The 26,707-nt window shown below is 63.4% G+C and carries 35 protein-coding genes; 15 read left to right on the top strand and 20 right to left on the bottom strand.

The window, feature by feature from the left end:
* Nucleotides 1-28: 28 nt before the first annotated feature.
* Entirely contained in the window at nucleotides 29-937 is a 909-nt protein-coding gene (locus ABGM93_RS08050; RefSeq protein ID WP_321505128.1) for a DUF2163 domain-containing protein, read from the bottom strand.
* Nucleotides 934-1,578: a DUF2460 domain-containing protein gene (locus ABGM93_RS08055; RefSeq protein WP_321505130.1), complete on the bottom strand. Its 645-nt coding sequence runs from the start codon at nucleotides 1,576-1,578 to the stop codon at nucleotides 934-936. The genes ABGM93_RS08050 and ABGM93_RS08055 overlap by 4 nt, the downstream gene beginning before the upstream one ends.
* Nucleotides 1,579-1,672: 94 nt before the next feature.
* Between ABGM93_RS08055 and ABGM93_RS08060 the strand changes: the two genes are divergently transcribed.
* On the top strand, nucleotides 1,673-1,924 hold the full coding sequence (locus tag ABGM93_RS08060; RefSeq protein WP_319771966.1) for a DUF465 domain-containing protein: 252 nt from the start codon (nucleotides 1,673-1,675) through the stop codon (nucleotides 1,922-1,924).
* Nucleotides 1,925-2,116: 192 nt separating this feature from the next.
* On the opposite strand, the gene ABGM93_RS08065 is transcribed toward ABGM93_RS08060, so the two are convergent.
* The 9 genes from ABGM93_RS08065 to ABGM93_RS08105 all read right to left on the bottom strand — a co-directional run bounded on the left by ABGM93_RS08065 (nucleotide 2,117) and on the right by ABGM93_RS08105 (nucleotide 7,360).
* Nucleotides 2,117-2,695: a phage tail tape measure protein gene (locus tag ABGM93_RS08065; protein WP_321505133.1), complete on the bottom strand. Its 579-nt coding sequence runs from the start codon at nucleotides 2,693-2,695 to the stop codon at nucleotides 2,117-2,119.
* Between the two features lie 30 nt (nucleotides 2,696-2,725).
* Nucleotides 2,726-3,016: a phage tail assembly chaperone gene (locus ABGM93_RS08070; RefSeq protein ID WP_321505135.1), complete on the bottom strand. Its 291-nt coding sequence runs from the start codon at nucleotides 3,014-3,016 to the stop codon at nucleotides 2,726-2,728.
* Nucleotides 2,935-3,348, bottom strand: coding sequence for a gene transfer agent family protein (locus tag ABGM93_RS08075; protein ID WP_321505784.1), 414 nt, complete (start codon nucleotides 3,346-3,348; stop codon nucleotides 2,935-2,937). Before ABGM93_RS08075 ends, ABGM93_RS08070 begins: the two co-directional genes overlap by 82 nt.
* Nucleotides 3,349-3,400: 52 nt before the next feature.
* Entirely contained in the window at nucleotides 3,401-3,814 is a 414-nt protein-coding gene (locus ABGM93_RS08080) for a phage major tail protein, TP901-1 family (RefSeq protein ID WP_319771970.1), read from the bottom strand.
* Nucleotides 3,815-3,931: 117 nt separating this feature from the next.
* Nucleotides 3,932-4,348, bottom strand: a complete 417-nt coding sequence (locus ABGM93_RS08085; RefSeq protein ID WP_321505138.1) for a DUF3168 domain-containing protein — start codon at nucleotides 4,346-4,348, stop codon at nucleotides 3,932-3,934.
* Entirely contained in the window at nucleotides 4,345-4,680 is a 336-nt protein-coding gene (locus ABGM93_RS08090; protein ID WP_321505140.1) for a head-tail adaptor protein, read from the bottom strand. The genes ABGM93_RS08085 and ABGM93_RS08090 overlap by 4 nt, the downstream gene beginning before the upstream one ends.
* Nucleotides 4,677-5,246, bottom strand: a complete 570-nt coding sequence (locus ABGM93_RS08095; protein WP_321505142.1) for a head-tail connector protein — start codon at nucleotides 5,244-5,246, stop codon at nucleotides 4,677-4,679. The genes ABGM93_RS08090 and ABGM93_RS08095 overlap by 4 nt, the downstream gene beginning before the upstream one ends.
* 118 nt (nucleotides 5,247-5,364) lie before the next feature.
* A complete protein-coding gene (locus ABGM93_RS08100) occupies nucleotides 5,365-6,678 on the bottom strand; it encodes a phage major capsid protein (protein ID WP_321505148.1) in 1,314 nt (437 codons plus the stop codon).
* Between the two features lie 94 nt (nucleotides 6,679-6,772).
* A complete protein-coding gene (locus tag ABGM93_RS08105; RefSeq protein WP_321505150.1) occupies nucleotides 6,773-7,360 on the bottom strand; it encodes an HK97 family phage prohead protease in 588 nt (195 codons plus the stop codon).
* Between ABGM93_RS08105 and ABGM93_RS08110 the strand changes: the two genes are divergently transcribed.
* A complete protein-coding gene (locus ABGM93_RS08110) occupies nucleotides 7,344-7,568 on the top strand; it encodes a hypothetical protein (protein ID WP_321505152.1) in 225 nt (74 codons plus the stop codon). The two genes, ABGM93_RS08105 and ABGM93_RS08110, sit on opposite strands and share 17 nt — an antisense overlap.
* 102 nt (nucleotides 7,569-7,670) lie before the next feature.
* Here the strand turns inward: ABGM93_RS08110 and ABGM93_RS08115 are convergent, their stop codons facing one another.
* Both ABGM93_RS08115 and ABGM93_RS08120 read right to left on the bottom strand, forming a co-directional pair.
* On the bottom strand, nucleotides 7,671-7,859 hold the full coding sequence (locus ABGM93_RS08115; RefSeq protein ID WP_319772314.1) for a hypothetical protein: 189 nt from the start codon (nucleotides 7,857-7,859) through the stop codon (nucleotides 7,671-7,673).
* A 1-nt stretch (nucleotide 7,860) separates the two neighbouring features.
* A complete protein-coding gene (locus tag ABGM93_RS08120; RefSeq protein ID WP_321505154.1) occupies nucleotides 7,861-9,093 on the bottom strand; it encodes a phage portal protein in 1,233 nt (410 codons plus the stop codon).
* Between the two features lie 189 nt (nucleotides 9,094-9,282).
* On the opposite strand from ABGM93_RS08120, the gene ABGM93_RS08125 reads away from it, so the two are divergent.
* Nucleotides 9,283-9,576, top strand: a complete 294-nt coding sequence (locus ABGM93_RS08125; protein ID WP_321505155.1) for a tyrosyl-tRNA synthetase — start codon at nucleotides 9,283-9,285, stop codon at nucleotides 9,574-9,576.
* A 260-nt stretch (nucleotides 9,577-9,836) separates the two neighbouring features.
* Nucleotides 9,837-10,025, top strand: a complete 189-nt coding sequence (locus tag ABGM93_RS08130) for a hypothetical protein (protein ID WP_319771979.1) — start codon at nucleotides 9,837-9,839, stop codon at nucleotides 10,023-10,025.
* Nucleotides 10,026-10,072: 47 nt separating this feature from the next.
* Here the strand turns inward: ABGM93_RS08130 and ABGM93_RS08135 are convergent, their stop codons facing one another.
* From ABGM93_RS08135 to ABGM93_RS08155, 5 genes are all read right to left on the bottom strand, one after another.
* Entirely contained in the window at nucleotides 10,073-10,561 is a 489-nt protein-coding gene (locus ABGM93_RS08135; RefSeq protein WP_321505158.1) for a hypothetical protein, read from the bottom strand.
* A gap of 113 nt (nucleotides 10,562-10,674) precedes the next feature.
* Nucleotides 10,675-10,959 (bottom strand): hypothetical protein, encoded by a 285-nt coding sequence (locus ABGM93_RS08140; protein WP_321505160.1) that lies wholly within the window; start codon nucleotides 10,957-10,959, stop codon nucleotides 10,675-10,677.
* Nucleotides 10,960-11,047: 88 nt separating this feature from the next.
* Nucleotides 11,048-12,376 (bottom strand): terminase family protein, encoded by a 1,329-nt coding sequence (locus tag ABGM93_RS08145; protein WP_321505162.1) that lies wholly within the window; start codon nucleotides 12,374-12,376, stop codon nucleotides 11,048-11,050.
* Nucleotides 12,297-12,866 (bottom strand): hypothetical protein, encoded by a 570-nt coding sequence (locus ABGM93_RS08150; RefSeq protein WP_321505164.1) that lies wholly within the window; start codon nucleotides 12,864-12,866, stop codon nucleotides 12,297-12,299. Before ABGM93_RS08150 ends, ABGM93_RS08145 begins: the two co-directional genes overlap by 80 nt.
* A gap of 288 nt (nucleotides 12,867-13,154) precedes the next feature.
* Nucleotides 13,155-15,494 (bottom strand): DUF2336 domain-containing protein, encoded by a 2,340-nt coding sequence (locus ABGM93_RS08155; protein ID WP_321505166.1) that lies wholly within the window; start codon nucleotides 15,492-15,494, stop codon nucleotides 13,155-13,157.
* A 470-nt stretch (nucleotides 15,495-15,964) separates the two neighbouring features.
* Between ABGM93_RS08155 and ABGM93_RS08160 the strand changes: the two genes are divergently transcribed.
* Together ABGM93_RS08160 and ABGM93_RS08165 are read left to right on the top strand one after the other, a co-directional pair.
* Entirely contained in the window at nucleotides 15,965-16,153 is a 189-nt protein-coding gene (locus ABGM93_RS08160; RefSeq protein ID WP_321505168.1) for a hypothetical protein, read from the top strand.
* 255 nt (nucleotides 16,154-16,408) lie between these two features.
* Nucleotides 16,409-17,203, top strand: coding sequence for a hypothetical protein (locus ABGM93_RS08165; protein ID WP_321505171.1), 795 nt, complete (start codon nucleotides 16,409-16,411; stop codon nucleotides 17,201-17,203).
* Between the two features lie 125 nt (nucleotides 17,204-17,328).
* Here the strand turns inward: ABGM93_RS08165 and msrB are convergent, their stop codons facing one another.
* Nucleotides 17,329-17,751: a peptide-methionine (R)-S-oxide reductase MsrB gene (gene msrB, locus ABGM93_RS08170; protein WP_321505173.1), complete on the bottom strand. Its 423-nt coding sequence runs from the start codon at nucleotides 17,749-17,751 to the stop codon at nucleotides 17,329-17,331.
* Nucleotides 17,752-18,386: 635 nt separating this feature from the next.
* Here msrB and ABGM93_RS08175 point away from each other — a divergent pair.
* The 8 genes from ABGM93_RS08175 to ABGM93_RS08210 all read left to right on the top strand — a co-directional run bounded on the left by ABGM93_RS08175 (nucleotide 18,387) and on the right by ABGM93_RS08210 (nucleotide 25,243).
* Nucleotides 18,387-20,777 (top strand): putative monovalent cation/H+ antiporter subunit A, encoded by a 2,391-nt coding sequence (locus ABGM93_RS08175; RefSeq protein ID WP_321505176.1) that lies wholly within the window; start codon nucleotides 18,387-18,389, stop codon nucleotides 20,775-20,777.
* A complete protein-coding gene (locus ABGM93_RS08180) occupies nucleotides 20,774-21,193 on the top strand; it encodes a Na+/H+ antiporter subunit B (RefSeq protein ID WP_321505178.1) in 420 nt (139 codons plus the stop codon). Before ABGM93_RS08175 ends, ABGM93_RS08180 begins: the two co-directional genes overlap by 4 nt.
* A complete protein-coding gene (locus tag ABGM93_RS08185) occupies nucleotides 21,193-21,570 on the top strand; it encodes a Na+/H+ antiporter subunit C (RefSeq protein WP_321505180.1) in 378 nt (125 codons plus the stop codon). The genes ABGM93_RS08180 and ABGM93_RS08185 overlap by 1 nt, the downstream gene beginning before the upstream one ends.
* Before the next feature lie 4 nt (nucleotides 21,571-21,574).
* A complete protein-coding gene (locus ABGM93_RS08190; protein ID WP_321505182.1) occupies nucleotides 21,575-23,182 on the top strand; it encodes a Na+/H+ antiporter subunit D in 1,608 nt (535 codons plus the stop codon).
* Nucleotides 23,179-23,658 carry a Na+/H+ antiporter subunit E gene (locus ABGM93_RS08195; RefSeq protein ID WP_321505184.1) on the top strand — a complete coding sequence of 160 codons (480 nt, stop codon included), beginning with the start codon at nucleotides 23,179-23,181 and terminating at the stop codon, nucleotides 23,656-23,658. Before ABGM93_RS08190 ends, ABGM93_RS08195 begins: the two co-directional genes overlap by 4 nt.
* Nucleotides 23,655-24,041: a cation:proton antiporter gene (locus ABGM93_RS08200; RefSeq protein WP_321505186.1), complete on the top strand. Its 387-nt coding sequence runs from the start codon at nucleotides 23,655-23,657 to the stop codon at nucleotides 24,039-24,041. Before ABGM93_RS08195 ends, ABGM93_RS08200 begins: the two co-directional genes overlap by 4 nt.
* The gene (mnhG, locus tag ABGM93_RS08205; RefSeq protein ID WP_321505188.1) at nucleotides 24,038-24,376 is read left to right on the top strand and encodes a monovalent cation/H(+) antiporter subunit G; all 339 of its coding nucleotides are present in this window, start codon (nucleotides 24,038-24,040) and stop codon (nucleotides 24,374-24,376) included. The genes ABGM93_RS08200 and mnhG overlap by 4 nt, the downstream gene beginning before the upstream one ends.
* Before the next feature lie 450 nt (nucleotides 24,377-24,826).
* Complete coding sequence (locus tag ABGM93_RS08210; protein WP_321505190.1) at nucleotides 24,827-25,243, top strand: MucR family transcriptional regulator; 417 nt, start codon at nucleotides 24,827-24,829, stop codon at nucleotides 25,241-25,243.
* A 204-nt stretch (nucleotides 25,244-25,447) separates the two neighbouring features.
* On the opposite strand, the gene ABGM93_RS08215 is transcribed toward ABGM93_RS08210, so the two are convergent.
* Nucleotides 25,448-25,852: a hypothetical protein gene (locus tag ABGM93_RS08215; RefSeq protein WP_321506016.1), complete on the bottom strand. Its 405-nt coding sequence runs from the start codon at nucleotides 25,850-25,852 to the stop codon at nucleotides 25,448-25,450.
* Between the two features lie 323 nt (nucleotides 25,853-26,175).
* Here ABGM93_RS08215 and ABGM93_RS08220 point away from each other — a divergent pair, with 323 nt between their 5' ends.
* Complete coding sequence (locus ABGM93_RS08220; RefSeq protein ID WP_321505192.1) at nucleotides 26,176-26,574, top strand: helix-turn-helix domain-containing protein; 399 nt, start codon at nucleotides 26,176-26,178, stop codon at nucleotides 26,572-26,574.
* The last annotated feature ends 133 nt before the right edge of the window (nucleotides 26,575-26,707 follow it).

Genomic DNA, 26,707 nt, shown 5'->3' on the forward strand with positions numbered 1-26,707 from the left:
TCGTCCGGGGCAGCCCCCGCCGAATGCCCTAGTCGACCAGCTTGCCGCCGTCGTTCACGCCGGTGTCGCGCGTGGGATAGGAAAGCGCGAAGTCGTTTCCGGGCATATGCGGAAAGCCCCGGAAATTCTCGATATTTGCGAATTTTGCTCGGCAGGTCACAGCCCGCTTGTCACAACCTGCCGTGACAGTGAAGGCATCCCCGATGGCGATAGGCGCGGAAGGCGCAAGCCACAGATCAAGCACCGCGCCCGCCACCTGCGTACCATGGGAGGCCACCTCCATCGCGCGGCCCGCATTCGCCCCGGTTGCCCAACGCAACAGCCCGCGCGCAAAGAAGTCCTCCTCAAAACCGTCGATCCCGGCAACCAGGATGCGCCGCTCTCCCGTGACCGCGCTCACCACGCCGGAGCCGCGCAATCCGGCCGCCTCAAGATCGACACCGCAGCGCGCATCGCCCAGATCGGCATCGCAGACATGGGAAAAGACCCGCCCGCGCACTTCCTCAAGACCTTGTGCCAGGGAACGCAATTCCGCCCGGAAAGCACCATCGGCCCGCGTGACCTCGCCGATTTCGGCCACCTGCATCAGAACGCGTTCCTCAGGAGCCGCCCAATTGACCCGCCACACCTCGATGCGTGCGCGGTCCCACAGCCCTGCAGACAGATCGGCCTCCGACAACAGGGCATTGGAAAGCACCAGATCGTTCAGCGCGCCGGAGATCTCGCTGCCGCCCACCGCCAGCCCCGGCCCGGTCGAGACCTCGCTCGCCTCCGGTCCACTGTCGGCCAGATAGGTCACGCCCTCGAAAACAAGATCTTCGTCGTGATCGGTGAAGCCCAGCACGACGCCATCGCCGCGCGTGGCTTTCCAGCAGGTGGCGAGCGTCGTCGCGCTGCCCGACAGATGTTGGGCAAGGCCGGGATCGAGCGTCTTCATGGGCGGATCTCCACGATGGGCACCTGCGGGATTTCGCCCGCCTCGAAATGGCTGAGAGAGATGTCGAGCCGGTCGGTGTCGAAACGCACCGGCACATCGAAACTGAACCCCGCGCTCACGACCACACCGGAAGCCGGGACCGCCCCCGCCTGGAAGGTTATGAGACCCGTTGTCTCGTCGAGGGCAAAGCCGGATGTCTGCTCCACCCCATCCAGCGCCACGCGCACCGTGCCTGCCACGGGTTTCGAGATCGAACGCCGATAGGCGGCCGCACCCGTTCCATACGTCTTGGCAAGGCCAAACGCGGCTGTCTCGCCGTCCCCGGTGCCCAATGCGCAATCGGTCGGGGTCGGCTTTCGGGAGGGCAGACAGGATTTCCAGTCCAGCGGATCGCGAAAGCGAAAGCCGTAGAGCCGTCCGCGCCGTTCCTCGAAAAAGGCGACGACGGCAGCCAGGTCATCGAAACTGCGAATTCCGTAGCCCGCATCGTAGCGGCGGCGCGAGCGCGCCCAGCGCGCATTGCGGCTTTCGCCACCGGATCCGAGCGCAACGATATCCGTGCGCCGTTCCGGCCCGCCGGTCGAGCCGAAGCCGACTGCGACGGGAAACCGCACCTCATGAAATGATCTGATGCTCGTCATGGCTCACTTTGCCCCGGCAATTTGATTTGGGTCATGTCGCCCGCGACCAAGGCCGCGCAACAATCGTTTCCGGATGGAGGAGGAGGAGACGCCCATGACGCATGTGCCGCATGAGCTGCAGGAGGAATTCCCCGAAGCCGCAGAGGTTCTGCATCAGCTGAAAATGGCCAATCCCCATTTTCAGACGCTGGCGGAACGCTATGCGCAGGTAAATCACGAGATCCACCTCATCGAGAGCGAGGTGCAGCCCGCAAGCGATGTGGCGGCTGAGGATCTCAAGAAGGAACGCCTCGTCCTCAAGGACGAGATCGCCGACCTGTTGCGCGACGCTGGCGCGATCGGCTGATCAGGCTTGGGCGGATTGTGAAATTTCGCCCGATTGAAATTGACGAATTTCATTCCGCCGCGCTCAGCGGTCATCCAAGATGGCCAAAGTGGGTAATGGCATCAACCAGGCCTCCGGGACGGACTTCCCCTCCCCTCCCCGTGCCGGAGACCCACGCACCGCCGCCGCAGCCCCTCCTCGCGGTGGGTGGTGTCACAGCCCGCGTTGCCCCCGTCCGGCAACGCGGGCAATGTATTTTGAGAGCTGCAATCGCGACCTTTGAAAGCTCTCCGCATCCGGCGTCGTCACGTTGAAGGTGACAGAAATCGGCGCATTGCCGCCCGCGCCGCGAACCCCCAAACGTCCGTCCGCACCGCGCGCAAGAGGAAGGATGGCCTCCGCCCCCGCCTCCCCCGCAAGCCCGGTCTCTCCATTCGCCATCGGAAAATAGGTCGGCGCGGCGACAACGCCGCCTTGCGCGAAGGCGCGCACCGTGCCGCCCTTGGCAAAGGCAATCGGGGAACCGCTGCCGGAAAAGGCCCTGGTCAGGCTGGAGCTCAGCGAATTGCCCAGCGCCGACAGGGAACGGGAGAGGATCTGGCTTGAAAAGCGCAAGGCGGCCCTGCGCAGGATGTCGTCAAGACTGCGCCCCTGCATGACGGCTCCGCGCAACGCACCGGACAGGATGTTGGAAAAATCCCCCGCAGAGGAATTCAGCAGCCGCATCTCGGCACGGAACCGGGCAAGATCCTCGAAAGGAAGATCGATGGCGGCATCGTCGGGTTCGGGCATGGACAGACCTCATTCTGGCTTTTGATCGGGTCAGGCGCTTGCAGGACGATCGGGGTATCGCCTGAGCAAGGCTTCCAGACCGCTACGCGCGGGCCTGGATCCCTTGTGCGTGACGGGGGCGCTGGTAAGGGCCGCCGCCACTTCGCGCGGGGTCGCCGCCCAGACGGTTTGTGGCGGCCACCGAAGGTGGTTCAGGCAGAAATGCAGGACCTCCGCCCAGGGAAAGGGCTCCACCCGCTCTACCCGGCGAAAGGGCGCGATGCCTCTCCCGCCTCCCCGGCCGGGCTCGCATCGCTTGCTTGCGCGGTGAAGGCGCACCACTCCTCCTCGCTGCCATCCTCCGCCTCGCCGCCAAAGGTTGCGCGCAGCAGGTCGCCGATAATGGCCGCGAAGCCCGCCGCCCCGCCCACGGTGGTCATGGCTTCCACGTGCTCGTCCTCCACCATGTTGCCGCCGCCGCGCAAACCTGCTGCCAGAATGCGCACCGCATCGCGCGCCGAAAGCCGCCCTTCGGCAAACCGTTGCGCAAGCGCGCCCATGTCGGTGACGCCGAAAGCATCTTCCAGTTCCGCCAACGCGCCCAATGTCAGACAGAGCGTCCAGCGCCGCCCGTCCAGCATCGCCTCGATCTCGCCCCTGTGCCGATTGACCATCATCGCCTCCTCACTTCGCTTCTTGCCGATAATCCCGGGTGCGTCTGGCCGATCATTCGGCGGTAAAGTTCAAGGCACCCGCCGATTCCAGCGCCATCTCGTAGGAAACCTCGCCCGCATGCTCGCCCGCATATTCCAGCGCGGTGAGCTGGAAGGGGCCGGACACGGTGCCGAAATCGGGGATCACGACCTGCCAGTCGCGGATGGCGCCGGCAAAGAAGATCTCGCGCACCGCCGCGTCCGACGCCCCATCGCGAAAGATGCCGCCGCCGGAAAGTCCTGCCCGGCGCATGCCTGCCCCTTCCAGCAATTCCCGCCAGCGCCCCGCGCTGTCACTGTCGGTCACATCGACGGTTTCCGCATTGAAGGCGATGCGTCTGGCCCTCAGGCCCGCCACACTCACGAAGGTGCCCGCGCCATCGGAATCGAGTTTCAGCAGAAGGTCCTTGCCCCTTTGCGCGCCCATGTCTGTCTCCTTGAAATAAGCCGTCTCGAAAAACGCCCGCGCACCGTCAAAGCGGCCCGCCCCATCGATTTGCGATGCCAATGATCGTTTGACTTTGAGGGACCGGGGATAAGTTGTTCAGACAAGCGCCGCCGGTTCGGTAACCGCACGATAGACGATCCGTCCCCGCCAACCTCGCCCATCGCGGGTGCGCTGCACCTCTTCGCGCTGACGCTCCAGCGAGACCAGACGGTGTTGGGCAAGTGTCGGGTTGGCGGCCGCGATCACACCGGCCAGTTGCGTCATCAGTCCCAAGGTCTCGCTCCGTCCGCCCGCGCGCGAAAAGACAAGGAACTCCAGCCGATGCTCCTCTCCTGGCCAGCCGTCGCCCGCAATCGAACGGCTCGCCCATTCGCCGAGCGCAATATTGGGCCAGGCGGCGGCGCGGCGCGCCCCATCGGCCACCTTGCCCTCCCCCAGCAAGGAGGAGAGCGCGCCGTCTGCTCGCAAGGCCGCGACAAAGGCCGCCTGCAATTCAAGGGCTGCATGGCTCATCGGCCTTCCTCCTCGCACAGGGCGTCGAGCCATCGCCCGCCGTCTTCAACGGGCGCCGCCACCAGAACACGAAAGACGCGCACACCGCTGACAAGCCGCCAGCCGCCAGCGATTTCGCCGACAACCCCGCTGCCATGGCGCAGGCGAATGCGATGGGTCACGATGCCGTCAAGCCGCTCATCGGCATAGCGATCGGCCATGCCGCGCACCATCACCGCGCCCCACAGAGCGCCCGCGATCTGGAAGGAAACCGTCTCGCCGCCTGCACCATCCTCGCTCCATACGGGCCGGTGCACGTCCAGCCGCATGGAAAGATCCGCGATGCGGGTCATGTGCGGCACCCCAGTCCCAGCAGCCTGTAGGGCGCGATGAGGGCCGCCACGGGACCCGGCATATCGCCTTCCTGCGCGCCCTCGCGGTGCTGGTACCAATGGGCGACGAGCCGCCGGATGGCGAGACGCAGTGGACCGGGCACATCTGTCGCTGCGCCATAGCCCGCGGTGAAGTCGATCTCGATCCCGTTGACGGCGCTTCCCGGGTCGGGCGCGAGATCGGAAACGGCCAGCCGTACGGGCCGGCTTGCCGCATCGAGGCTGTAGAGCCCGGCATCGAGCACGCTCGCCATCCCCGCACCGTCATAGACCGTCACCGCATCGATGGACGCGACCGGGGCCCGCGCGATGCGGACAACGCGCCGTTTCGGCCAGCCATCCAGCACGGTGCGCCAGCTCTGGGTCATCAGGGCGCGGCCCGTCGATGTCTCCACCTGAAGGCGCGCGGCGCTCACCAGAGCTTCGATCAGCGCGTCCTCGTGGTCATGATCGACACGCAGGAAGGTCTTCACCTCGGCCAGCGCAACGGGCTCACCCGCCGGAGGCGAGATCAGAATGGTGGGCATGGGAACCTCTGTCGGTGGTGGGGGAGGAAAGAGCCGGGCGGCCCGCATCGTGTGGACACGCAGCCGCCCGGCAGTCAGCCGGCGGGAGGGAACCGGCGATCAGGCCACAGCGTTAGCTTCAGGCGGAGAAGGCGAGAAGCTTGATGGCGTCAAAGTCCTGTACGCCGCCGCCCACACGCTTGGTGGTGTAGAAGAGCACGTAGGGCTTGGCGGAATAGGGGTCGCGCAGCACCCGAATGCCCATCCGGTCGACGACCAGATAGCCGCGTGCGAAATCGCCAAAGGCGATGGGGGTCGCGTCGGCCGCGATGTCCGGCATGTCCTCCGCCTCGGTGATGGGGAAGTTCATCAAGGAGGCAGGCGCCGATACCCCCGCAGGCGGCTGCCAGAGATAATTGCCATCGGCATCCTTGAGCTTGCGGATCTCGGCTTGCGTCGACCGGTTCATCACCCAGTTGGCATTCTGGCGATGGCCGCTCTTGAGCGCGTAGACGAGATCGATCAGCACGTCGGAGGCATGCGTTGCCGGGAGCCCGCCGGAAACACCGGTTGCGACGGTTCCGAGCTTGCCCCAGCTCCACGAGGTCTCATCGACGGTCGGATAATCAAGAAAGCCGCGCGGCTTGTTGTTGCCGTCGCCGTTGATGAAGGCGGCGCCCTCCTGCTCCGCAAAGGCCGTCTCCACCTCCCCCGCAATCCACTCGTCCACATTGACGGCCGCGTCATCCAGAAGCGACACCGTGGCGGCAGGCATGGCGTAGAGCTCCATGGTCGGAAAGCTCAGTTCGGCCAGCTTCGGCGTGGCGGTCTGGGCGCGGGTGTCGGTCTCGCCCACCCAGCCGGTGGCCGCCCCGGTCGTGGCGAAGGGTTTCTTGAAAACGGAAGCTGAGACCTGACGGTTGCCCGCGATCGCCCGGATGGGGGAGATGTTGGCGAGCCGCGAGAGCACCTGGGTCTCGGTCTCGTCCGGGACCAGATAGCCGCCATCGGGATCGGAGGCGATGGAGAGCGCCTTGGCCTCAAGCTGGCGCAGCCCCTCCTCACGGCCCTTGCGCATATAGGCATCGAAGGCGGAGCGATGTTCCAGCGCATCGCCGATGCGGAAGCGGGAGCCGGGACGGCCCGCCTGCGCCGCCTCCCAGGCGCTCGCTCCCCCGCCAAGACTGGGGCGACGCGACTTCAGCATGAGCTCGTCGAGCGCGGCGTTGATGCGCTCCAGCTTCTCATCCGCCAGCACGTCGCCACGGGTCTCCAGCGCCTTCAGTCTTGAATCATTTGCGTCCTTGAACTCCTCGAAAGCATGGAGGAATTCCTCCATGGTGCCACCAAGGTCGGACCTTGCGGGCAGCGCCGCAACCTTGGTTTCACGCACCGGTTCGCCGGTCTCCGGCGCGCCACCGCTAACGGCTTTTCGTTCCATAATCTCAGTCATTCCACTCACCTTGTCTGGGGGCTGCAGTTTCAGGTCCGAAGTCGCCGTTGCGGCGTCGGGTCGAGTTGGGAAAGGGATCGGACAAGCGGCGCGATCAGGCCCTTAGGCCCTGGACCAGACGACGCCCCGCATCGAGAATCCGCGCGTCGGGCTGCGTGGCCCGGCGGGGGATCGCAGCCTTGGCGGAGATCTGCGGGGTAATCCGCGCGCCTTCCTGCATGGGAAAGGTCACGACCGAGATCTCCCACAGATCCACCTCGTGGAGACGACGCACACCGGAGGCTGCATCGCGCTTGCCGCGGATGGTGCGAAACCCGATGGAGAGCCCGTCGATAATGCCCGCCCGCATCAGGGACAGCACCTCGCGGGCCTGTTCCAGTTCGGGAAGAAGCTGGCCACGCACCTTGAGGCCACGCGGATCTTCGGCGATTTCAAGCCATGTCCCGATGGGCCGTGCGGGATCGTGCTGGTAGAGGAGCTTCACCGCACTTGCCCCACGCCGCGACAACGAGGCTGCGAAGGCCCCTGGCATGAGGATGTCGCGACCCAGATCGGCCACGCCGAAAAGCGCTGCATAGCCTTCGAAAATCCCCTCCCCTTGCGGGGTTTCGATGAGCGCGGCCTCCACCGTGGAACGCCTCCGCTCCGCGCCTTGCGAAACGGCCTTGGTCTCGATGATCATGGGCGCTCCTTCAAGGCAGGGCGCGGCGCACGCGCGGGCCGTGTCCGGGTTTGGCCTCCGGGCGTGTCAGCATGTGTTCGAGCGTTCTGGCAAAATGCGCGAAGACATCGCGATGCGCCTGGCGCGCACGGCGTCTCCTGAAGCCGAGAAAAGCCTGCATGGCTATCTGCCCCTGTTATCTGGCGGGTTGAAGAACGGTGTCAGCTGACTGGCCGACAGGGCGGACTGACGGCGCGCAAGGGTTTCCCCTACGGAATGCGGCGCTGAAATGCCGAGCCGGCGGAATCGCTTGCGTGTCTTCCCTGACGCGCTAGGCCCGGTCGTTGAAGTGACGATTCAACCGGGCAATCTCCTGTACGAAATCGTTGAAGCGGCGGTTGGAGCTGGCCAGTTCGCGCAAGCTCCATGCGAGAAGACCGCTTGCGCCGGACGCCCAGAGGAAGAGCGCCAGATGGGCGAGATCTCCGCGTTCGACCACGGTGCGGGTGACCTCCTCCACCTCATTCGTCCGACCGGACACCGGAGCGATCCGGGATATCCGGCCCGTCATCGGGCGAATATCCGACCGCCTCGCGCTTTTCCTGCTGGGTGAGGAAGTCCGCCTGCCCCACGCGCCGCCAAAGGGCCTCGCGTTCCACCGACAGCGCCTCGATGGCATCCGTGTCCCAGCCGATGCGGATGCCATCTCCATGCAAGGGTCCCAGCCATCCGGTGAGCGCGCGGGCCGTGCGGGAGACGAGCGGCAGAACGCTTTGCCGCCAGAAGGCACGGTTGGCCTCCTGGTAGTTGGCGTAAGTGTTGTCGCCGGGAATGCCGAGCAGCATGGGCGGGATGCCAAAGGCGAGCGCGATCTCGCGTGCGGCCTGATTTTTCGCCCCGATGAAATCCATCTCCTGTGGGGTCAGCCCCATGGGCTTCCAGTCAAGGCCGCCCTCAAGCAGGAGCGGACGCCCCGCGTTGCGCGCGCCCTGATAGCCCTCTTCCAGCTCGCCCTTCAGCCGGTCGAACTGTTCGTCGGACAGATTGCCCCCTTCGCGCGCCGCATAAACCAATGCGCCCGAGGGCCGGGCGGCGTTGTCGAGCAACGCCTTGTTCCACGCGCCCGCCGCGTTGTGCACATCGAGCGAGACCTGCGCCGCCTCGATGGGGGCGAAGCCGTAATGGTCGTTGAGCGGATGGAAAAGCTTCAGATGCAGCACGGGCGCGATGCCGTTCGGCCCTGCTGACGCCAGGCGCACACTGCGTCCGCCCACCGTGTATTCGAACGCCTCCGGCCAACCGTCAGCGCCCGCCACCACCTTCATCCGGTCGGGACGCAGGGCATGGAGTTCGCGCAGCCGGCCATCCAGCGCCACGCCCTCGATATAGGCGTTGCCCGCCACGAGCAGGTGGCCATAGACGGTTTCCAGAAAATCCCCGCCCGCCTGGTGCGGATTGGGCTGGCTCAGAAGATCCAGCAAGGGATGGGCGTCGTGTTCCGCTCCGCCCTCATAGACCAGCCAGGGCACGGACCCGGCGGCCTCGCAGATCATGCGCACGCAGCGGTGCACCACGGGGTTCTTCGCAAAGCCCTCGCGGGCGAGTGCTGCATAGTCGCGCGGCGTCCAGACCGGGCGACCGGCGGCGTGCATGGCGACCAGCCCACCCGTGCGCGACGCCTTGACCTCGCGCACGGGTGCATCGGCCGCGGCGGAGGCGGTCTGCCCCCGGCGGAGAAAATCGAAAAAAGCCATCTGAACTTTCCCGGTGGGTTTGAAATGCCGACAGGCCGATACGGGCCGAAACCCTGCAACCGTGCGTTGCGTGACGACCATCACAGCGCAGGTGACGCTGCGTCGCTACTGTCTGATCAACGGCGGAGAAAACAATCCGCCAGCGCCAACCGGCCGAAAAACAGGCCGCCAACAGAGGGACTTGAAAACATGTTTCGCAAGATTGCCATCACGACCCTGTCCGTCGCCGTCATCGCCACGTCAGGTATCGCCGCCACCACCACCGCCGCCGATGCCAAGAGCGACAAGAAGGGGGCCTTCGCCGCCGGGGCCATCATCGGGCTCGCCACGGGTGCCATCGTCGCCGGCAGCCATCGCGATCGCTATTACGATCATGGCTACTATGCCCCGCGCCATCGCAACTGCTGGGACAAGCCGGTCCGCCGTTGGGATCCCTATTATCGCGAATATGTGGTCGTCGGGTATCGCACCGTCTGTCGATAGAGCGGCAAGACACCCCGACCTTGCAGAAGAAGCCCCGGTCTTCCCGTCCGGGGCTTCTTCGCGTTTAAGTCCCGTTTTTCCACTGCGCTCGATCACACGTTGTTACATCCCGATCACAGCTTGGAGATTGGATCGCCGCGTGTGACCCGCGTCACAGCGATGCCATGATCGACTTCCTATGTTTCCTTCACCAAGGAACGAACGCCCCGCCACGAACGGTCAGGACAAGGCAACGACCGGCAGCAGAAGAGACTGAGCGCATGTTCTCCAAGATCCTCATTGCGATGTCCGCACTTTTCATCGGTACGGCTTCAGGCATTGCCGCCAGCAGCGCGCGCGATTGCATGACTTGCGACCAGGAGACCGGTTGCTACGAGATGCCCACCTACAAGTGGGATCCGGAAACCCAGTCGAACGTGTTCGTCGGCTACCGCACGATCTGTCGCTGAGGCGGCAACCCCAAGGCGCGCATCGTCAGATACTGCGCACCTTCGGCTTAAGCGGGCATTGCTAAAGGGGTGCCCGCACCGCCATGATTTCCATCATCGCGATCATTATTGCGCCCTCGATCCTTCAGGAATGACGCAGCCTTTTGTGCAATCTGCGTCTCACGCCTTTCATCTGACGCCATTTGCAGCGAGATCTGCCGGAAATATCTGGACGTTTCCGGCCAACGCAACACTAAAGCAACGACGCCTGTCTCAATCGCTGAATGAAACGCTTTATTTAAATGGTCGTACTTCCTCGCGAGATCAGATCTTTCAGAATGTATCTTTTTTGCCTCAGCGCCTATTTTCTTATCGCTGAATACATCGTCTCTAACCATCTGAATCAAAAACATACCGAACTCGCGATCAGTAATTGCTTCACTGAAGCCGCAAAGTGACTCTTTTAATTCCTTGGATGGAGCAGGATCATCCAGCACTATGGACACCGCCTCATAGTGTTTGCGAAGCGCTTTCTTTGCAATTTCCAAATCCTCCATTCGCCGTGTGAGCCTACTAGCCCACACCCGATTTAGGATTATCAGAAACGCGAGTACGGCTCCCAAAGCGATAAGCCACGGCCCGAACTCGGACAAAAAAGCATGAAAAGACATCATGATTTCCGCACCTTACGCTGTCTTTGATCAATTTTAAGCCGGTTGGCATCTTTTTCCCGGTCGAATTCTAATTGTTTCATCTTAACGTCTTGCTGTTTTTGAAACAGCCTCAGAAAAATATATAGGGCAAAAATCGTTAATGGCCCACACCATGCCAACCAAATAGGTACACCGGCAGCGAATAGGCCGCATGCAGCAACCATAGACGCTAACGCCAATAAAGCGTCAGCGTTCCCTTTCATGCCATCAGCAATTGCCTTTATTGTCCCTCTTTCGAACATCGAGCCTTTTTCCGCTGCGTCATCCTTTCAGTCTTCTGCCAAGATTCTGCCTCATTTGACAATACTAGAAAACTCTCAACACCGGTTCCTAGACTTGACGCACCTTCGGCTCGCCCGTCCCGGTGAGGCACAGCGCGGTCAGTGCCCAGACCAGCGCGTCCAGCCGGTCCGGCGAGCGGCCCGACGACAGGCCATCCAGGCCGAAGTCGCACATTTCATCTTCCAGCTTCGCAAATGCCCCCACATGGTGCACGCGGCCCTGCTCATAAAGCGCCGCGACGGGTTCCGCGCGCAGCCACTTGCCTCGCGTCGCCCTGACGGCGCGCACCGGCACGGATGCGTCAATGCCGGACAGAACCGCATTCACCATCTCTCCCCCCTGATTGACCTCCGCGACCAGACAATCGGCGGCATGGCGGTGATAAAGCGTGATCGCCGCCCGGCCCCAGCGCGCCGGGCGCACCTCCTCCATGCTGGCGTCCTCAAGCACATAGGCATGACCATCCGCACCGAGGCCAGCAACGACGAGACCGCAGGCATCCGCGCCCTTGCCGGATGAGGCGGGCGGATCGATCGCCACCAGGATGCGCCGCAAATCCGGGGACATCTTCACGCGGCTTTCCTCAATCGCCTCGCGTCGCCACAGCGCATCCGAACGGTCCTCGATCAGCTCGCCGTCCAGTTCCTGACGCCCGAGCCGCGTTCCCGCATAGCGCCCGACGATGGCTTCCAGAAATCCGGGCGCCAGATTGGTGGCGTTGTCGCGGGTGGCGGAGCGGCTGACCACCGTGCGCGGATCGGCCAGAAGCCGTTTCATCAACGGGACCGGGCGCGGGGTGGTCGTTGCCACCTGCCGGGGCCGATGCCCCAGCCTCAATCCGAATTGCAACATGTCCCAGGTCGCCTCCGCGTTTTTCCACTTCGCCACCTCATCGCACCAGGCGGCGGCAAACTGGGGACCGCGCAGCGCTTCCGGGTCTTCGGCGGAAAAGGTCTGCGCCACCGCGCCGTTCCCCCACTCAAGCCTGCGCCGCGAGGGCTGCCATTGCGGGCGCTCGGTGCGGCGGTGAATGGCGAGGAGACCCGAGACACCTTCAATCATCACGTCGCGCACATCGCCTTGCGTCTCCCCCACCAGCGCGATGCGCCCCACAGGCGATGCGCCATAAGGCGACAATCCCAACGCCATGCCACGCACCCATTCCGCGCCTGTGCGCGTCTTGCCCGCACCGCGCCCCCCCATGACGAGCCAGGTGCTCCAGTCGCCTTGCGGCGGCTGCTGATCGGGCCGGGCGAAGATCGCGAAATCATGGGCGAACCGTTCAATCTCGCTGCGCTCAAGGCTCGCCAGCAGCGCCTCGATCCGTTCCTTGGGCGAGCATTTCAAGGCGTTGCGCAAGGCTTCGGCGGAATTCATCGAGATCGGTCTCCCCATCATTCCCCATCGCGGTGTCCGCGTCCCCCGCCTTGCCAGCCAAGGGCAGCGCCCCCTCCTCCGCCACATCCAGCGTGACGAGCCGGGCAAGCGTCTGGGCGAGCGTTGACAGAAGCTTCACGTCGCGCTCGTCGAACGTGGCTTCCCTTTCGTCATCGGAGGCGGCGAGCTTTGCGCCAATGCGCTCTTCCAGTTCACAGACCTGCCGCTCAAAAGCCCGATAGAGCCGCGCAACCAGCCGCGCCCGGCGCGCCTTCGCATCCACACGACGGGTCGCCGCAGCGCCCGCCGCGCGGATCCAGCCTTCCCGCTTTGCATGATAGGCGAGCGTGCTCTGCGTCATGCCGAATTTCCGACAGATCGCGGCCTGCGAGATCTCCGCATTCTCCTCAAAGAGGATGCGAGCGCGCGAAAGGATATCGACATCCACACGCGGACGCTTGCCCACGGCGGAAGGAGCCTCTGCCGTCATCCGGACCTCGTTTTCGATTGAGCACACCACGCCAAACGCAAAAAGCCGGGCGCTGTTACGGCGCTCGGCTGATGGCGTTGCAAGGTGCCTGAAACCTGAATGTGTCTGAAGATCTGGCGGCGTGCCGGGCCCGTTATGCCCGCACCTGTCCGACCATGGCATCATCCTGCCAGATCAGCGTGACGCTGTCAAGGATTTTTTTCCTATTTTGTAAGCAGCGAAAACCCATCGGCTCGCGATACCGCGTCCGCATGCGGGGTTCGTTCTGATCTTGAGCTACTTGCCCGCCTACACGACCTTGCGCAGGACCAGCACGCCGTCATCGTCCAGCGTGTTCTCGCGCGAGGCCTCCGCGGCCGGGTTCGCCTTGGTGGAGATTGACTGACGGCGGGTGCGCATCGCGTCGTCGAGGATCGGGGCGTGAACGGGCTTTGGCGCGGGCTGCTGCGTCCAGGCGGCCACCATATGGCGGGCGACGCGGATATCGAGATTGGCGCGAAGGGCGGAAAGCTCCCGCACCCGCTCCAGCGAATAGGCAGCCGGGCTGATGAGAAGCGCCATGTTCACCGTGCGCGAGGTCGGCACACCGATGGCAGCCGCCATGATCATCAGCGGTTCGCCGTGCGGATCGGCAAGCAACCGCTCGATCATTTGCGGCGGCAGGTTGAAGGCATAGCTCAGCAGGCCGCGCAGGGTTTCCATGTCATTGGCGGCGGCCGTCTTTTCCACGCAGGCAACGAGGTCCGCATCGACCTTGTCGCGCAGGCGACCGCGACGGGCGACCGTTTCCGCCAGAACCTCGGCCTGCGCCTTGATGATGAAGCGACGGCGCTTTCTCGGCGTGGCGTCCAGAAATGCCTTCAGTTCCGCGCTCGCCTTGGGCATATCAACGCGCGGGCGGGTCGGTGAGGTTACCACCGGCTTGGCGTCGTCGGCATTGAAACCGGGCGTCGGGCTCAGGCGCGCCTCGCGCGGGGCAAGGGTTGCGCCTTCCGGCACGGCGCGCTCGGCAGGTGCCGCAACGGGCGCGGGCAACGGGGCGGCGATGATCGGGTTGCCGGGGATGCCCCTCTCCGGGCGGGCTTCCAGCACGGGTTCGCGCGCGCGGTCAGATGTGGCGACCGATGCGTCGGGCGCGGCGTCCCCATTGCGGCGGAAGGACAGGTTCAGCTTGCGGATTGCGCTCACGCGCTGGGTCAGCGGGATCGCGCCCGGCGCGTCCTCACGCTTGGACGGCGGTGTGCGGCGCAGACCGAAGGCGGCACGGGCGGGCGTTGTCTCGATGCACTGACGCAATTGCTCCATAGGCTCAAGATCCGCCTCGATCCGCAGACCGAGGGAGACATCGCAGAGCTGATTGGCAAGCCCGTCGGCGAGCTCGCGTGCAAGCTCCTGAGCGCGCGCGTCCTCGCTCAAAGCCTCCTCGGCCAGATCCTCAGACGGATCCGACGCGGAGGCGAGCACCGTTTCCGGCGTTTCCAGCTTTTCAGACGTTTCCGGCGTTTCCTCGAAAGCCTCGGCGGTCGCTTCCTGCTCGACCCCTCCCGCGCGGTCCGCGCGATCAGCGCTTTCCACGGCGATCACGGCATCGCCGACCTCATTCATCGCCTCAACGCTCTCGGCAAGCGCAGCGGCTTCGTCGCGGCTCTCATCTTCGCCGACAAATTCGAAATCCGAGCGTTTTTCACGCGCCGCCATGACGCCCGCCTCGCTCCAGGAAACAGGCGGCTGCTCAGGCAAGGGCATCTTGCGCGCCAGGGCGCGCAGGGCCGCAAGCGCATCGTCGGCCTTCGAGGGAAGGCCGGCAAAGGTCGTGTCATCGGAGATATCGGCCACCGGTTCCGCGTCGCCCGGGACCTCCCCGCCCTTTAGCTGCGCGCCATCGACCGGCTCCGCGGCTTCGTCCGCAGGATTGTGTGGCGGGGCGAACATGTCGCTCGTTGCCGCCATGTCCACGCCATCGCCGGGTTCGCTCGCCTCGTGCGCCTCGACAGGCTCTGGAAAATCGGGAGCCGCGGTCATCTCGGCCGCATCAGCCGGCCTGGTCATGTCCGCGAGCGTGGACGCCTCATCCGACCAGACGGCGCTGGCGCGCTCGCCCCGCGTAAGCCGTTCATAGGGGCGCGCGATATCCAGATCCATGCCCGCCAGGACCGGCCCGAGTTCATTCTCATCGTCGAGAGCGAAGAAATCCGCATCCTCGCTGATATAGCGACCGAGGGCGGAGAGAACGTCGTCAGACAGCGAACGACGCAGCGATATCGCGCGGCGGACGGCCTGCGGGCCGCGGCCGACGGCTGCGATCAGGTCGCAATCGCTCAACACGGTGGAATAGGCGAGCACACGATGGGCAACAGAAGCGTCCTCATCCTGCGCCAGAGCCAGCACACAATCATGGGGGGCGAAGTCGCACCGGGAGAGAAGCGTCGCCACTTTCCGACGTTCGGCCACAGGCGTGACGGTGATATATTGCCGGAAGAGTTCCCCATAGACATGGCGTTCGACGCGCGAAGGGGCATCGCTTGCGACAAACAGCTCTGTCGCGGCCAGGAGAAGATGCGCCTTGCGCGTGCTCTCATCTGCCTGCACGAGTGAACCGACGCCTTTCGGTGTTGTGTAGCCTGTCATGGTGCCGAGTACGCAAAACTTCAAAGTCGACCGCGGGATAGGCCTCTAAAATTGCGCGAAAACCGTTAGCGATGGATTAACCAAAAACAGCAAGTCACATCGCGGCCTCGTCAAATTTTACAAGTCGGACCTCCAAGACTGTTGCGAACTTGTCCCAACAAGCCTGTTATTGCGATGTCCGACAGCCCAAATCCGCAGAATTCCGCTGCGTATTCGCCCTCCCTGGGCCCGGCGTTAAGGATCCGTTAACCATCCCGCTCGCCTAATGTTAATGCGATGTAAAGGGCGGGCCATGCGATGCGGTTATCCCCCATAGACCCCGCGCTGGCCTGTCCTTTACGCAGCCGCCCCGCATATCCGGACAAACGTCTCCGGCAAGGGGCCATGTTCGCGGGCCCCACGCATGAGGCGTGACATCGCAAAGCCCGCCTCGATTGCTTTCGCACAGATGAACGGTAACGGAGGGTGAGATGGGGACTTTGCTGAACTTTTCCACCGCCGCCCGGCCTTACAGGCCAAAGCGGTCCGAAATCCCGCTGGGGAGTGCCGACATTCTCGTCTTTCCCGGTGTCCGCATCGAGCGCCACACGGTTGATCTGGCCACGCGAATCCGGAAAGTGGCGAAGGAGACCGGCAGTAACACCCAGCCGGAGGCCTGACGCATCCGGCCCAGGGCTTGCGATCCTGTTGCCGGATCGGTATCGGCTGGCTGGGCTTTCCGGCAAATCGCCCTCCCCGGGACCATCTGTTCCGGAGAGGCATGCAGCGGTGCATGGCGCACCGCAGAGGACTCGATGCAAGACATGATGCGGCGGCCCGCGCGGACCGCGCCAATTTCAAGGCTGGCGGCCAAAACAATCTGCCGGATCAAGCCGTCAGCGGCGGCCGTTACGGGTGCTCGGGCGAAAACGTCGATGGGCAGGATCGTCGCTGTCGGCTTGCTAGCCGTGCTCGTTGCGGGCTGCGCGCGTCCGACCGGCGATTTCAACCGTGCCAGACCCGACCGCATCCATGACGAGATTCTGCCCGAATACGGCCACCGCCTCAAGAACATGCGCGGCGAGCCCACCTCCACATTCAATCTCACAGATCTTGAACAGGAATTGCGCGATCGCGCCTGGACGCTCATCCGCCCCATTTCCGCGAAGGACTGGATCGACGGCGCCGCCATCGAGGCGCAGCGCACCGGCATCATCAAGCCCATCGACGACAAGCTCGATCCGACCGTCTATTATCTCTATCTGCGCTCCGACAAGTTCCGCTCGTCCGAAACGCGCTACGAACGCGTCGTCTCCGACATAGCCGGCGACACGGATCTCATCCGCCCCTTCTGCAAGCTTGCGGTCGAGATCGAGGATACCGATACCGAGCGGCTCAACGCCATGAACCGGCGACCGGACCTCAAGCCGGAGGAATACGCCGCCTCAGTTGGACGCGTGAACGAAAACCGCAACATCATCGCCTGGGTGAAGCGGTCGATGTCTTTCCGCCTCGCCGCCTACCGCTACGCCATAGACCGGCTGGAAATCGAAACACCGTCCCGCAAGAGGGTCTGGGACGCGAATACGGCTTGGCGTCACCTGGCGGGCGAGGTCGCCTATGCGGATGCAGGGTGCCGCGAGACCCGCAAATATGATGCGGAGGGCCAGGCCCGCAAGTCGCGGATCTATACCAATTGGGGGGGCGAACGTCCTGCCCCGGTGAAATAGCCCGGATTGCGACTCACCCGCCCCGCGCAAGCCTTGCGGATCCGCATCGGGACAACCCGATGCCGCAGCAGGAGGAGCCATCTGCCGTCGCGCGAGGGCGTGATATTTTATCGCGCCTGCAAGGGCTAGGCGGTTTCGTCGGAAGCCGGTTCAAAGTCGAGCGCCAGGCCGTTTGTGCAATACCGCAGACCCGTCGGCTGGGGGCCATCGGGAAAGACATGCCCCAGATGCGCATCGCAGCGCGCGCAGCGTATTTCCGTGCGACGCATGAAAAGCGAATTGTCATCGAACTCGGCAATGGCTTTTTTGCCTGCCGGCGCATAGAAACTCGGCCAACCGGAACCGGACTCATATTTGGTATCTGAAGTAAACAGCTCGGAACCACAACATACGCATCGGTATGTTCCGCTGCGTTTCTCGTCCAGATAGGGGCCGGTTCCCGCACGTTCGGTGCCGTGCTGGCGGGTTACGGCATATTGTTCCGGCGTGAGACGCGCGCGCCACTCGTCTTCGCTGAGCTTCAGCCTGTCTTCCGCATCGTTGCTCATGTTCCTCCGGCGCCTCCCGAGATTACTGATGACTTTCGTATCTAGGGTCGGCAAAGACGCGAAGCAATGGCAGGTCTATCGCTTTTTTAAAATCAAATGCGTCTGGCGGCGATGCGCGCTCGTGTCGTATCTAAGAGGGCTTGGCCAGAAATATCATGTCGTTTATCTATTATTCGGCTTCGCAACATTTCTGATTCAAAGGTCTGGGATTTTCACATTGAGTCGAGAGTTGACGAAGTCGGTCATTCCGCGAGCAACGCCGATAAACGGCTTGTTCAGACAAACATGAAATAGCATGGTGCTGAGCCAACTTGCACTTCTGCCAAACTGCGTATATCGAAACGGTGACTATCCTCGCAAACGCCAGTAGTGCCAAAGGATTCCACTGGGAATCGCATTACTGCCGAAGAAGTCTCCGTGAAGAAACGGGCACATTGCGGACCTGCACATCGGGTCATGCTGACGCCCATGTGACCGCTCCAAATGACGGAGCATCAGTGAGGGCCCGTTTGACGGGTTCATATGCCGGTCCCAGAAGGGGCCGCGTCAACGGATCCACGAAACGGATCCATGTGTCGGGTCCTGTGTGAGGCCCCTGTGTGACAGGCCCGGATGAAACGGGCCAAGGGACGGGAATGGCGCTATTTGGGGTTGATGATACGGTCGTGGCGGTGCTTGCACCGTTTGCCACCGCCCTGTTCGCACCCGCGGTGGTGCGCAAGCTCAAACATAATGCAGCCTGGGTTCTGGCCGTTGTGCCGGCGATCATCTTTCTGCATTTCTGCCGTTATGTCGGTGCGGTTTCCAGTGGAGAGACCTTCACGGAAGGCTTCTCCTGGGTTCCGGCCTACGGCGTGAATTTCACCTTCTATCTCGATGGCCTGAGTGTTCTCTTCGCGATGATCATCTCAGGCATTGGTACGCTGATCATTCTGTATGCGGGCGGCTACATGAAGGGCCATGCGCATCAGGGAAGGTTCATTTCCTTCCTGATGCTGTTCATGGGCTCCATGCTCGGTGTCGTCACCGCGAACAACATGATCACGCTGTTCATTTTCTGGGAACTGACCTCCATCACGTCGTTCCTGCTGATCGGTTTCGATCACCTGCGCAAGGCTTCCCGGCGCGCGGCAATGCAGGCCCTGGTGGTGACCGGCGGCGGCGGTCTGGCCCTGCTGGCAGGCGTTCTGATGATCATCAGCGCCACTGGGCAGGGCGAACTTTCCGATGTGCTGACAACCGGCGACACGCTGCGCAACAGCGCGCTGTATACCCCCATCCTGATCATGATCCTGGGCGGTGCCTTCACAAAGTCGGCGCAGTTCCCCTTCCACTTCTGGCTTCCCAACGCGATGGAAGCGCCGACCCCGGTCTCCGCGTTCCTGCATTCCGCGACCATGGTGAAAGCCGGCGTCTACCTGTTGATGCGCCTCAACCCTGTCATGGGCGATACCATGGCGTGGGAGACCATCCTGCCGGCCTTCGGCGGTGTGACGCTGCTCGTGGGTACGATCCTCGCCATTCGCCAGACAGACCTGAAGCTGATGCTGGCCTATACGACGGTCGCCTCACTGGGGTTGCTCGTCATGTTGACGGGCACGGGCAGCGAAGCCGCCATCGAAGGCGCCGTGCTCTATCTCTTCGCCCACGCGCTCTTCAAGGGCTCGCTGTTCATGATGGCCGGTTGCATCGACCATGAGGCGGGAACGCGCGACGTGACGAAGCTTGGCGGCCTGCGCAAGGCCATGCCCATCACCTTCGCCGCCGCCGTGCTCGCCGCGCTGTCCATGAGTGGCCTGCCGCCCTTCATCGGCTTCGTGGCCAAGGAAGTGCTCTATGACGGCACCTGGACCGTCAGCGGCCTGATCACGCTTGTGGCGGTGACCGGCAACGTTCTGATGATGGCGACCGCGCTCGGCGTCGCCTTCAAGCCGTTCCTCGGCGCACCGGTCGAAACGCCCAAGCACGCCCATGAGGGGCCTGTGCTTCTCTGGCTCGGTCCGCTCACGCTGGCGGTTCTCGGCCTTCTGGCGGCCCTTGCGGTCGGCTGGACCGGTCCTGCCCTGCTCGGGCCGATGGCTGGCGCGGTTTCCGGAGAGGCCAATCAGGGCGATTTCCACCTGATCCCGGCGCATATCGGCGCGCCTCTGTTCCTGTCGCTGATCACCATGACGCTGGGCGCCTTGCTCTACTGGCGCCTGGAAACGGCACGCGCACTGGTCGACCGGATCGTCACGGCGATCGGCTGGGGCCCGGATCGCGGGTTCGACCAGGTGATCACGCTGATCGTGACCATCGCGGGCAAGGTGACCACCTATGCGCAGCCCGGCCGGATGCAGACCTACATGAGCGCGGTCTTCATCATTGTGGCCGCGGCCCTGCTGGTTCCGATGATCGCCTTCGGCGAGCTGCCGTCCTTCCCCGGCATGCCTGGCTTCACATTCTATGAATGGCTGGTGCTCACTCTGGTGGTGATCGGCATCATCTCCGTCCTGGCGGCTCGCACGCGCCTCATCGCCATCGTCTCGCTGGGAATTCAGGGCTTCGCGGTCGCCGTCATCTACATGCTGTTCGGCGCACCCGACCTGTCCTTCACCCAGTTCATGGTGGAAACGCTGTCAGTCGTCATCCTGGCGCTGGTCATGACCCGCCTGAACCTGACCGCGAAGGACAACCGCCCCTTCCGCGAGACCGTGCCGCACATGGTCATCGCTGGCGCGGTGGGCCTCGGCTTCGGCCTGTTGCTTATGGCCGTGACGCAGGTTCCCTTCGACGCGCGCCTGTCTGAGTTCTTCTCCGCCAATGCCCGCGTTATCGCCCATGGCCGCAACATCGTGAACGTCATCATCGTCGACTTCCGCGGCATTGATACGCTGGGAGAAATCGGCGTGGTGATGGTGACGGGCCTCGCCATTCTGGCGCTCATACGGGTCCGTGCACGCGGACCCAAAAAGCCGGAGGAAGTATCCACCGGCGGGCCGTTGCAAGCCGTGTCGGAACCGGTCAACGAGGAGGCAGCACGATGAACACCATCATATTCCGGACCATTGCGCCGTTCCTCACCGCGTTGATGATCCTGTTCTCCATCTTCGTGCTCCTTCGCGGGCACAACGAGCCGGGCGGCGGCTTCATCGGCGGTCTGATCGCCGTCTCCGCCCTGGCGATCTACGGCATCGCATGCGGCGTCCAGCCGGTTCGCCGCGCGATCCGCTTCCATCCGATGAGCATTTCGGCTTTCGGCCTCTTGCTGTCCTGCCTCTCCGGCCTGCCATCCATGCTGACCGGCGTCGCGTTCCTGAAGGCCCACTGGATCTATCCTGAAATCTTCGGTGTGGATCTCGCCCTGTCGACCGTCATGATCTTCGACATCGGAGTGTATTTCGTCGTTGTTGGCGCCATCACTTCGATCGCCCTCGCCCTTGAAGAAAGGGAGGACGACTGATGGAAGCATCCTTCTCGATCCTGATCGGCTTCTTTTTCGCTGCCAGCACCTATCTGATGCTGTCGCGGCAGCTGATCCGCATCCTGCTGGGCGTGTCCCTGCTGGGCAATGCGGTCAACCTGCTGATCTTCACGGCCGGACGCCTGACACGGGAAGTCCCGCCGGTGATCCCCAACAGCTCGCTCGTTCCGGTCGAGGCCACGGCCAATCCGCTGCCTCAGGCGCTGATCCTGACCGCGATCGTCATTTCCTTCTCTTTCTTCGCCTTCCTGCTGGTGCTGGCCTTCCGCGCCTATCAGGAACTGGGCACCGACGACGCCAACGAAATGCGCGTCGCGGAGCCGGTGGGCGAAATCCAGCCGCCGATGGGGTACTGAGACAATGGCGGTTATCGAACACTCTGCCGACGTTTCCCACGCGATGGTGACGACCGCGGTCCCGCTTGGCGACTGGCTGGTCGTGGCTCCCACCATCATCACGATCCTGGGCGGCGTCGTGTGTCTGCTGACACGCAAGAAGACCCATATTCAGCCGCGCATCGCCATTGCCACGCTCGCCTTGCTGGTCCTGTCCAACTTCAGCCTGCTCGGGCGGGTCATGGATCAGGGCGTCATCAACATGGTGATGGGCCAGTGGCTGCCGCCCTATGGCATCGCCTTCACGGTGGATCCCACCGGTGCGATGCTGGCGCTGATCGCCTCCGTCGTCGCCTTCGCCACCGCGCTCTACGGTGTCGGCGACAGTGACGCCATTTCAAGGCGCTACGGTTTCTATCCGTTCCTGATGCTGTTGATGACGGGCGTTTCCGGCACCTTCCTCACCGGCGACATCTTCAACATGTATGTCTGGTTCGAGGTGCTGCTGATCTCGTCCTTCGGCCTGCTGATCCTTGGCAATGACAAGGCGCAGCTCGATGGCGCGGTGAAATACGGCATCCTGAACCTGATCGCCACCACCCTGTTCCTGATCGCCACGGGCTATCTCTACGGTCTCGTCGGCACGCTCAACATGGCGGATATCCGCGGTGCGGTGGAGAACCTGCCGGACAAGGCCCCGATCCTCACGGTCTCGGTGCTCTACCTGCTCGCTTTCGCGATGAAGGCGGCGGCCTTCCCGGTCAATTTCTGGCTTCCCGCGTCCTACCATACCCCGCGCATCGCGGTGGCGGGCGTCTTTGCCGGGCTTCTGACCAAGGTCGGCGTCTATGCGCTGCTGCGCACGATGGTGATGCTGCTGCCGGCCTACCGGGAGATGTTGTCCGACGTGCTGGCGGTGATGGCCGTGCTGACCATGATCACCGGCGCGCTGGGTGGCATTGCCCATTCCGACCTGCGCCGCGCGCTGGGCTATCTGGTGATTTCCGGCATCGGTTCGATGCTGGCGGGCATCACGATCGCATCGCAACTGGCGCTGACGGGCACGATCCTCTACGCGATCCACTCCATCATCGTGATGACCGGTCTCTACTTCGTGGTCGGCATGGCCTCGCGCATGAGCCACACGTTCCAGCTTCGCGAACTGGGCGGCCTTTATGCCAAGAGCCCGCTTCTGGCGCTGTCCTATTTCATCCTCGCGGTGTCCTTGTGCGGCCTGCCGCCCACTTCCGGCTTCTGGGCCAAGGTGGTGCTGGTGGACGCCGCGATCCATGACGGCTGGCCGTGGCTGGCGGGGGCCATCCTGTTCACCGGCTTCCTGACCTGCATCGCAGTTGCCCGCATCGGTCTCTTCGCCTTCTGGCGCGGTGGCCCGGAAGGCACACCGGACGGAACCGCCCGTGCGGTCACCGCAAGCGGCGAGGCCTATCAACCCGACGTCTCAGCCGCCTACACCGCCATGTGGCTCGCCCTCGGCCTGCTGACCGGCCTGTCGCTGTTCATCGGCCTCGCCCCCAACCATATCGTCGAGATCGCCGAGGCCGGAGCCTCCGGGCTGCTTGATCCGGTCAACTATATCGGGGCGGTCTTTGGCACCACGGGAGGCCCGCTATGATCGGTATCTTCCTCGTCAACATCCTGATGGCGCTCGCCTGGGGCGCCATGTCGGGATCGTTCGAATTCGTCAATCTGGTCTTCGGCTTCGTGCTGGCGTCCGCCCTGCTCTATACCATTCGCGAACAGATCGGATCGGGCGGTTACTTCAAGCGCGCGGGACGCGTGCTCAGCCTTGCGGGCCTGTTTGTCTACGAACTCGTCCTGTCCGCCTGGCGCGTCGCCCGCATGGTCCTGACACCCGACATCTCCAACCTGAAGCCCGGCATCATCGCCTATCCGCTGACGGTGGACCGGGATTTCGAGATCACGCTGCTCGCCAACATGGTCACGCTGACGCCCGGCACACTGTCGGTTGATGTGTCGAGGGACCGCGCAGTCCTTTATGTCCACTGCATCGACGTGCCGGATCCGGAGGCGACGATCGAAGAAATCCGCAACGGGTTCGAACGCAAGATCCTGGAGGCGTTCAGATGACCGGACCTGAGTTTTTCCTCGAAATCTGCGTCGATATCGCGCTTGCGGTCTTGTCGCTGTCGTTCCTGCTGACCGTCTACCGGATTGTCACCGGCCCGACCCTGCCCGACAGGTTCGTCGCGCTCGACATGCTGGTGACCGTGGGCATTGGCTTCATCGCCGTCATCGGCGTGAAAACCGACTACTACCTCTATATCGACATCGCGATCGCCCTGGGCCTTGTCGGATTTCTGGCGACCGTGGCCTTTGCCCGTTTCGTGCTCAACCGCGGCCTCGCGGGGGATGCCTCGATCACGGCGGAGACCCAACGGACCATCCAGTCCACACAGCCTGTCGCAGAGCATGTGGAGGCGCCTGCCACGCCCGAGGAGACAAAGTCATGACGTCCATCATCGTCGGCATAGCGCTCGTTATCGGATCGCTCTTCGCGCTGAGCGCAGCGTTGGGCCTGCTGCGTTTCAAGGACGTCTACATGCGCATGCATGCGGCCAGCAAGGCGGGCACCCTGGGGTCCGGCCTGTTGCTTCTGGCGCTGGCCCTGCACGCGGGCGAGATGGACGTGGCCACCCGCGCGATCGCCGGTGTCTGCTTCTTTCTGCTGACGGCACCGGTCTCCGCGCACCTTCTGGCGCGCGCGGCCTATATCGTGGGTTACAAGCCCTGCGACATGACCGTTCGCGACGCCCTCGCAGACGCGCAGGACGGCAAGAAACAGTAGTATTCGAGCGGGCTTCGTCAGTTTTTCCCACTCACGAATCCCACTACGGACTTACCGGCTTTTATTTGGCCGCCGCGATTCGCGGTGGCCTTTTTTCTGTCCCGATTCATGCCTAATGGCCTACCGCCACGCAACGTGGGGCACCGCGACGGTTTACGGTAGGGCATATTCATGCATTTTATTGGCAAATGTAACCGCTGGTTTAGCCCTAGCAGCGAACGCATGCACTTCGCGGCTATTTGTTCGATCTCCGCCATGTCATCGAATTATTTTCTGTTGTTATTGACGGATGCAATGTATATAGACTGGCGACGAATTATAGAGAGATCGGAATCGACTTCGAGGTCAGTAAACACCCAAGTCGGTTTCTCCGGACGGTGACGAAGCCGGATGTCTGCCTTGGGTATCCCGTCCGACACAATGACTAGCCAGACAAAAAACGGGTGAACGATGACTGAAAATGTAGCCGACGATAACCTTATCGACCTCACCGCTGATATCGTCTCCGCATATGTGAGCAACAATACCGTTCCCGCGACGGATCTTCCTCAGTTGATCAACGAGGTCTACGGCGCTCTGCAGAAGACCAGCGGTGCTGTCACCGAGCCGGAGCCGGAGCCGCTGAAGCCTGCCGTGCCGATCAAGAAGTCGGTGACGCCGGACTACATCATCTGCCTGGAAGACGGAAAGCAGTTCAAGTCGCTGAAGCGTCACCTGCGCACCCATTACGACATGACCCCCGAAGAATACCGCGAGAAGTGGGGCCTGCCGTCCGACTACCCGATGGTTGCTCCGAACTACGCCGCCGCCCGCTCCGACCTTGCCAAGAAGATGGGTCTGGGCCAGCAGCGTCGCCGCGGCAAGTAAGCAGCGCGGTTCCCTCGCGCGAGAGAGCGCCACGACGCCGGGAGGTTCGCCTCCCCCAACCGTCGGCACGGCGCCCTCGCCAGAGACCGGCAAAGCTCGCCAGGCATAATTTGAAAACCGCGGTGCATTGCGCCGCGGTTTTTCTTTTTCTGCCCCGTGGATGAGAAACCAGCCCAGGTTCCGGTTGCCCTGCATGGCGCGCCATCATGTCGGGCCCTCTTCCCGTGCGTTGTCCTTTCCCGTCCGCGTCGGCGTTGCGCGCAGCGAGCCGGGCCGAGGATCGGACGGTGAATGATCGCCTGCCTTGCTGGGCCGCGTGGTCCCGCGAAGAGCCCGCAACCCGTCGCATTCGGCCCGATAGGCCTGCAACAGGGCGATATGGCGGTTGAGATCGTAGCTCCAGTGTCCGGCCCTGCCGCGCCGGCGCTCACCCCTCAATGCACGCGCCAGTCGCGCAACAAGGGCCTTGCGACCAGCCTCGCCCTCTTCCGGCTCCCGTCCCGTCAATCGCCGCAAGATGCGTTGGCGAAGCGCAGCCGCGCACGCAGCGCTCCCGTCCTCGTCCCCCGCCCTGCCCTGCCCTTGCCGTTCATTCTGCTCGTCCTGCATGACACCTGCCGCCTTCCTGTCTGCGAAACACCGTCACGAGCATGACGCCGTTCCACAGAGCGGGAATAAGTACCTGGCAAGGCGCGGACCATGCCTTCCATCCCCGATCAGAGACTGCGGGGGCGAGGCCTGAAAGACCAGGCGCCCCCCCCTCGCCCAGACGGCGCAATGGCGCGGAATACCGGCGGATCCCCAACAATCCCGGATTAACCAAGGCAGGAAACTTATCCCCACCAACCCTCAGGCATTTTAACAGTATGTAGGCATCAATTCCTACAGGCACTTTTATTGCCAAACGTGTTTTTCAAAGACGGAGGGGTTCCATGATTACTGGACATTTCGATGCTTCGCTTCCGCATGTTTCGCGGGCACGCTCGCCGGGCGTCATGATCGAGAGCGCCGAGAATTGCCACCTCATTCAGGTCACAGTGGCGGCCATTTTCGGGATCACGCCGGATGCGCTTCGCGCTCCGACGCGCTCGCGCGCTCCAGTCGCCTTCGCGCGGCAGGTGGCCATGTATGTCGCCCATGTCAGCTTTGGCTATTCGCTGACGGAGGTCGGCCGCCTGTTCGGGCGCGACCGCACCACCGCGGGGCATGCCTGCCGCATGGTGGAGGACCGACGCGACGACCCCGCCTTTGACGACATGCTTGCCGCCATTGAAGCGGCCGCCTGCGCCTGCCGCGACGCGGCTGCGGGCCGCTGGGAGACGATGAATTGAGCGCGCGTGGTGGTTCCCGCGCCCAGGACGGCGGGGACAGCGCGGGCGGCGGGAGCAGCCTTGCCACCCGTCGATGCCTGAAGCTTGTGAAAGCCCTGTGCGGGCACGAGGCCTTGGTGCGGATCGAGGGCGA

The sequence above is a fragment of the Breoghania sp. genome, assembly GCF_963674635.1.
Lineage (GTDB): Bacteria > Pseudomonadota > Alphaproteobacteria > Rhizobiales > Stappiaceae > Breoghania.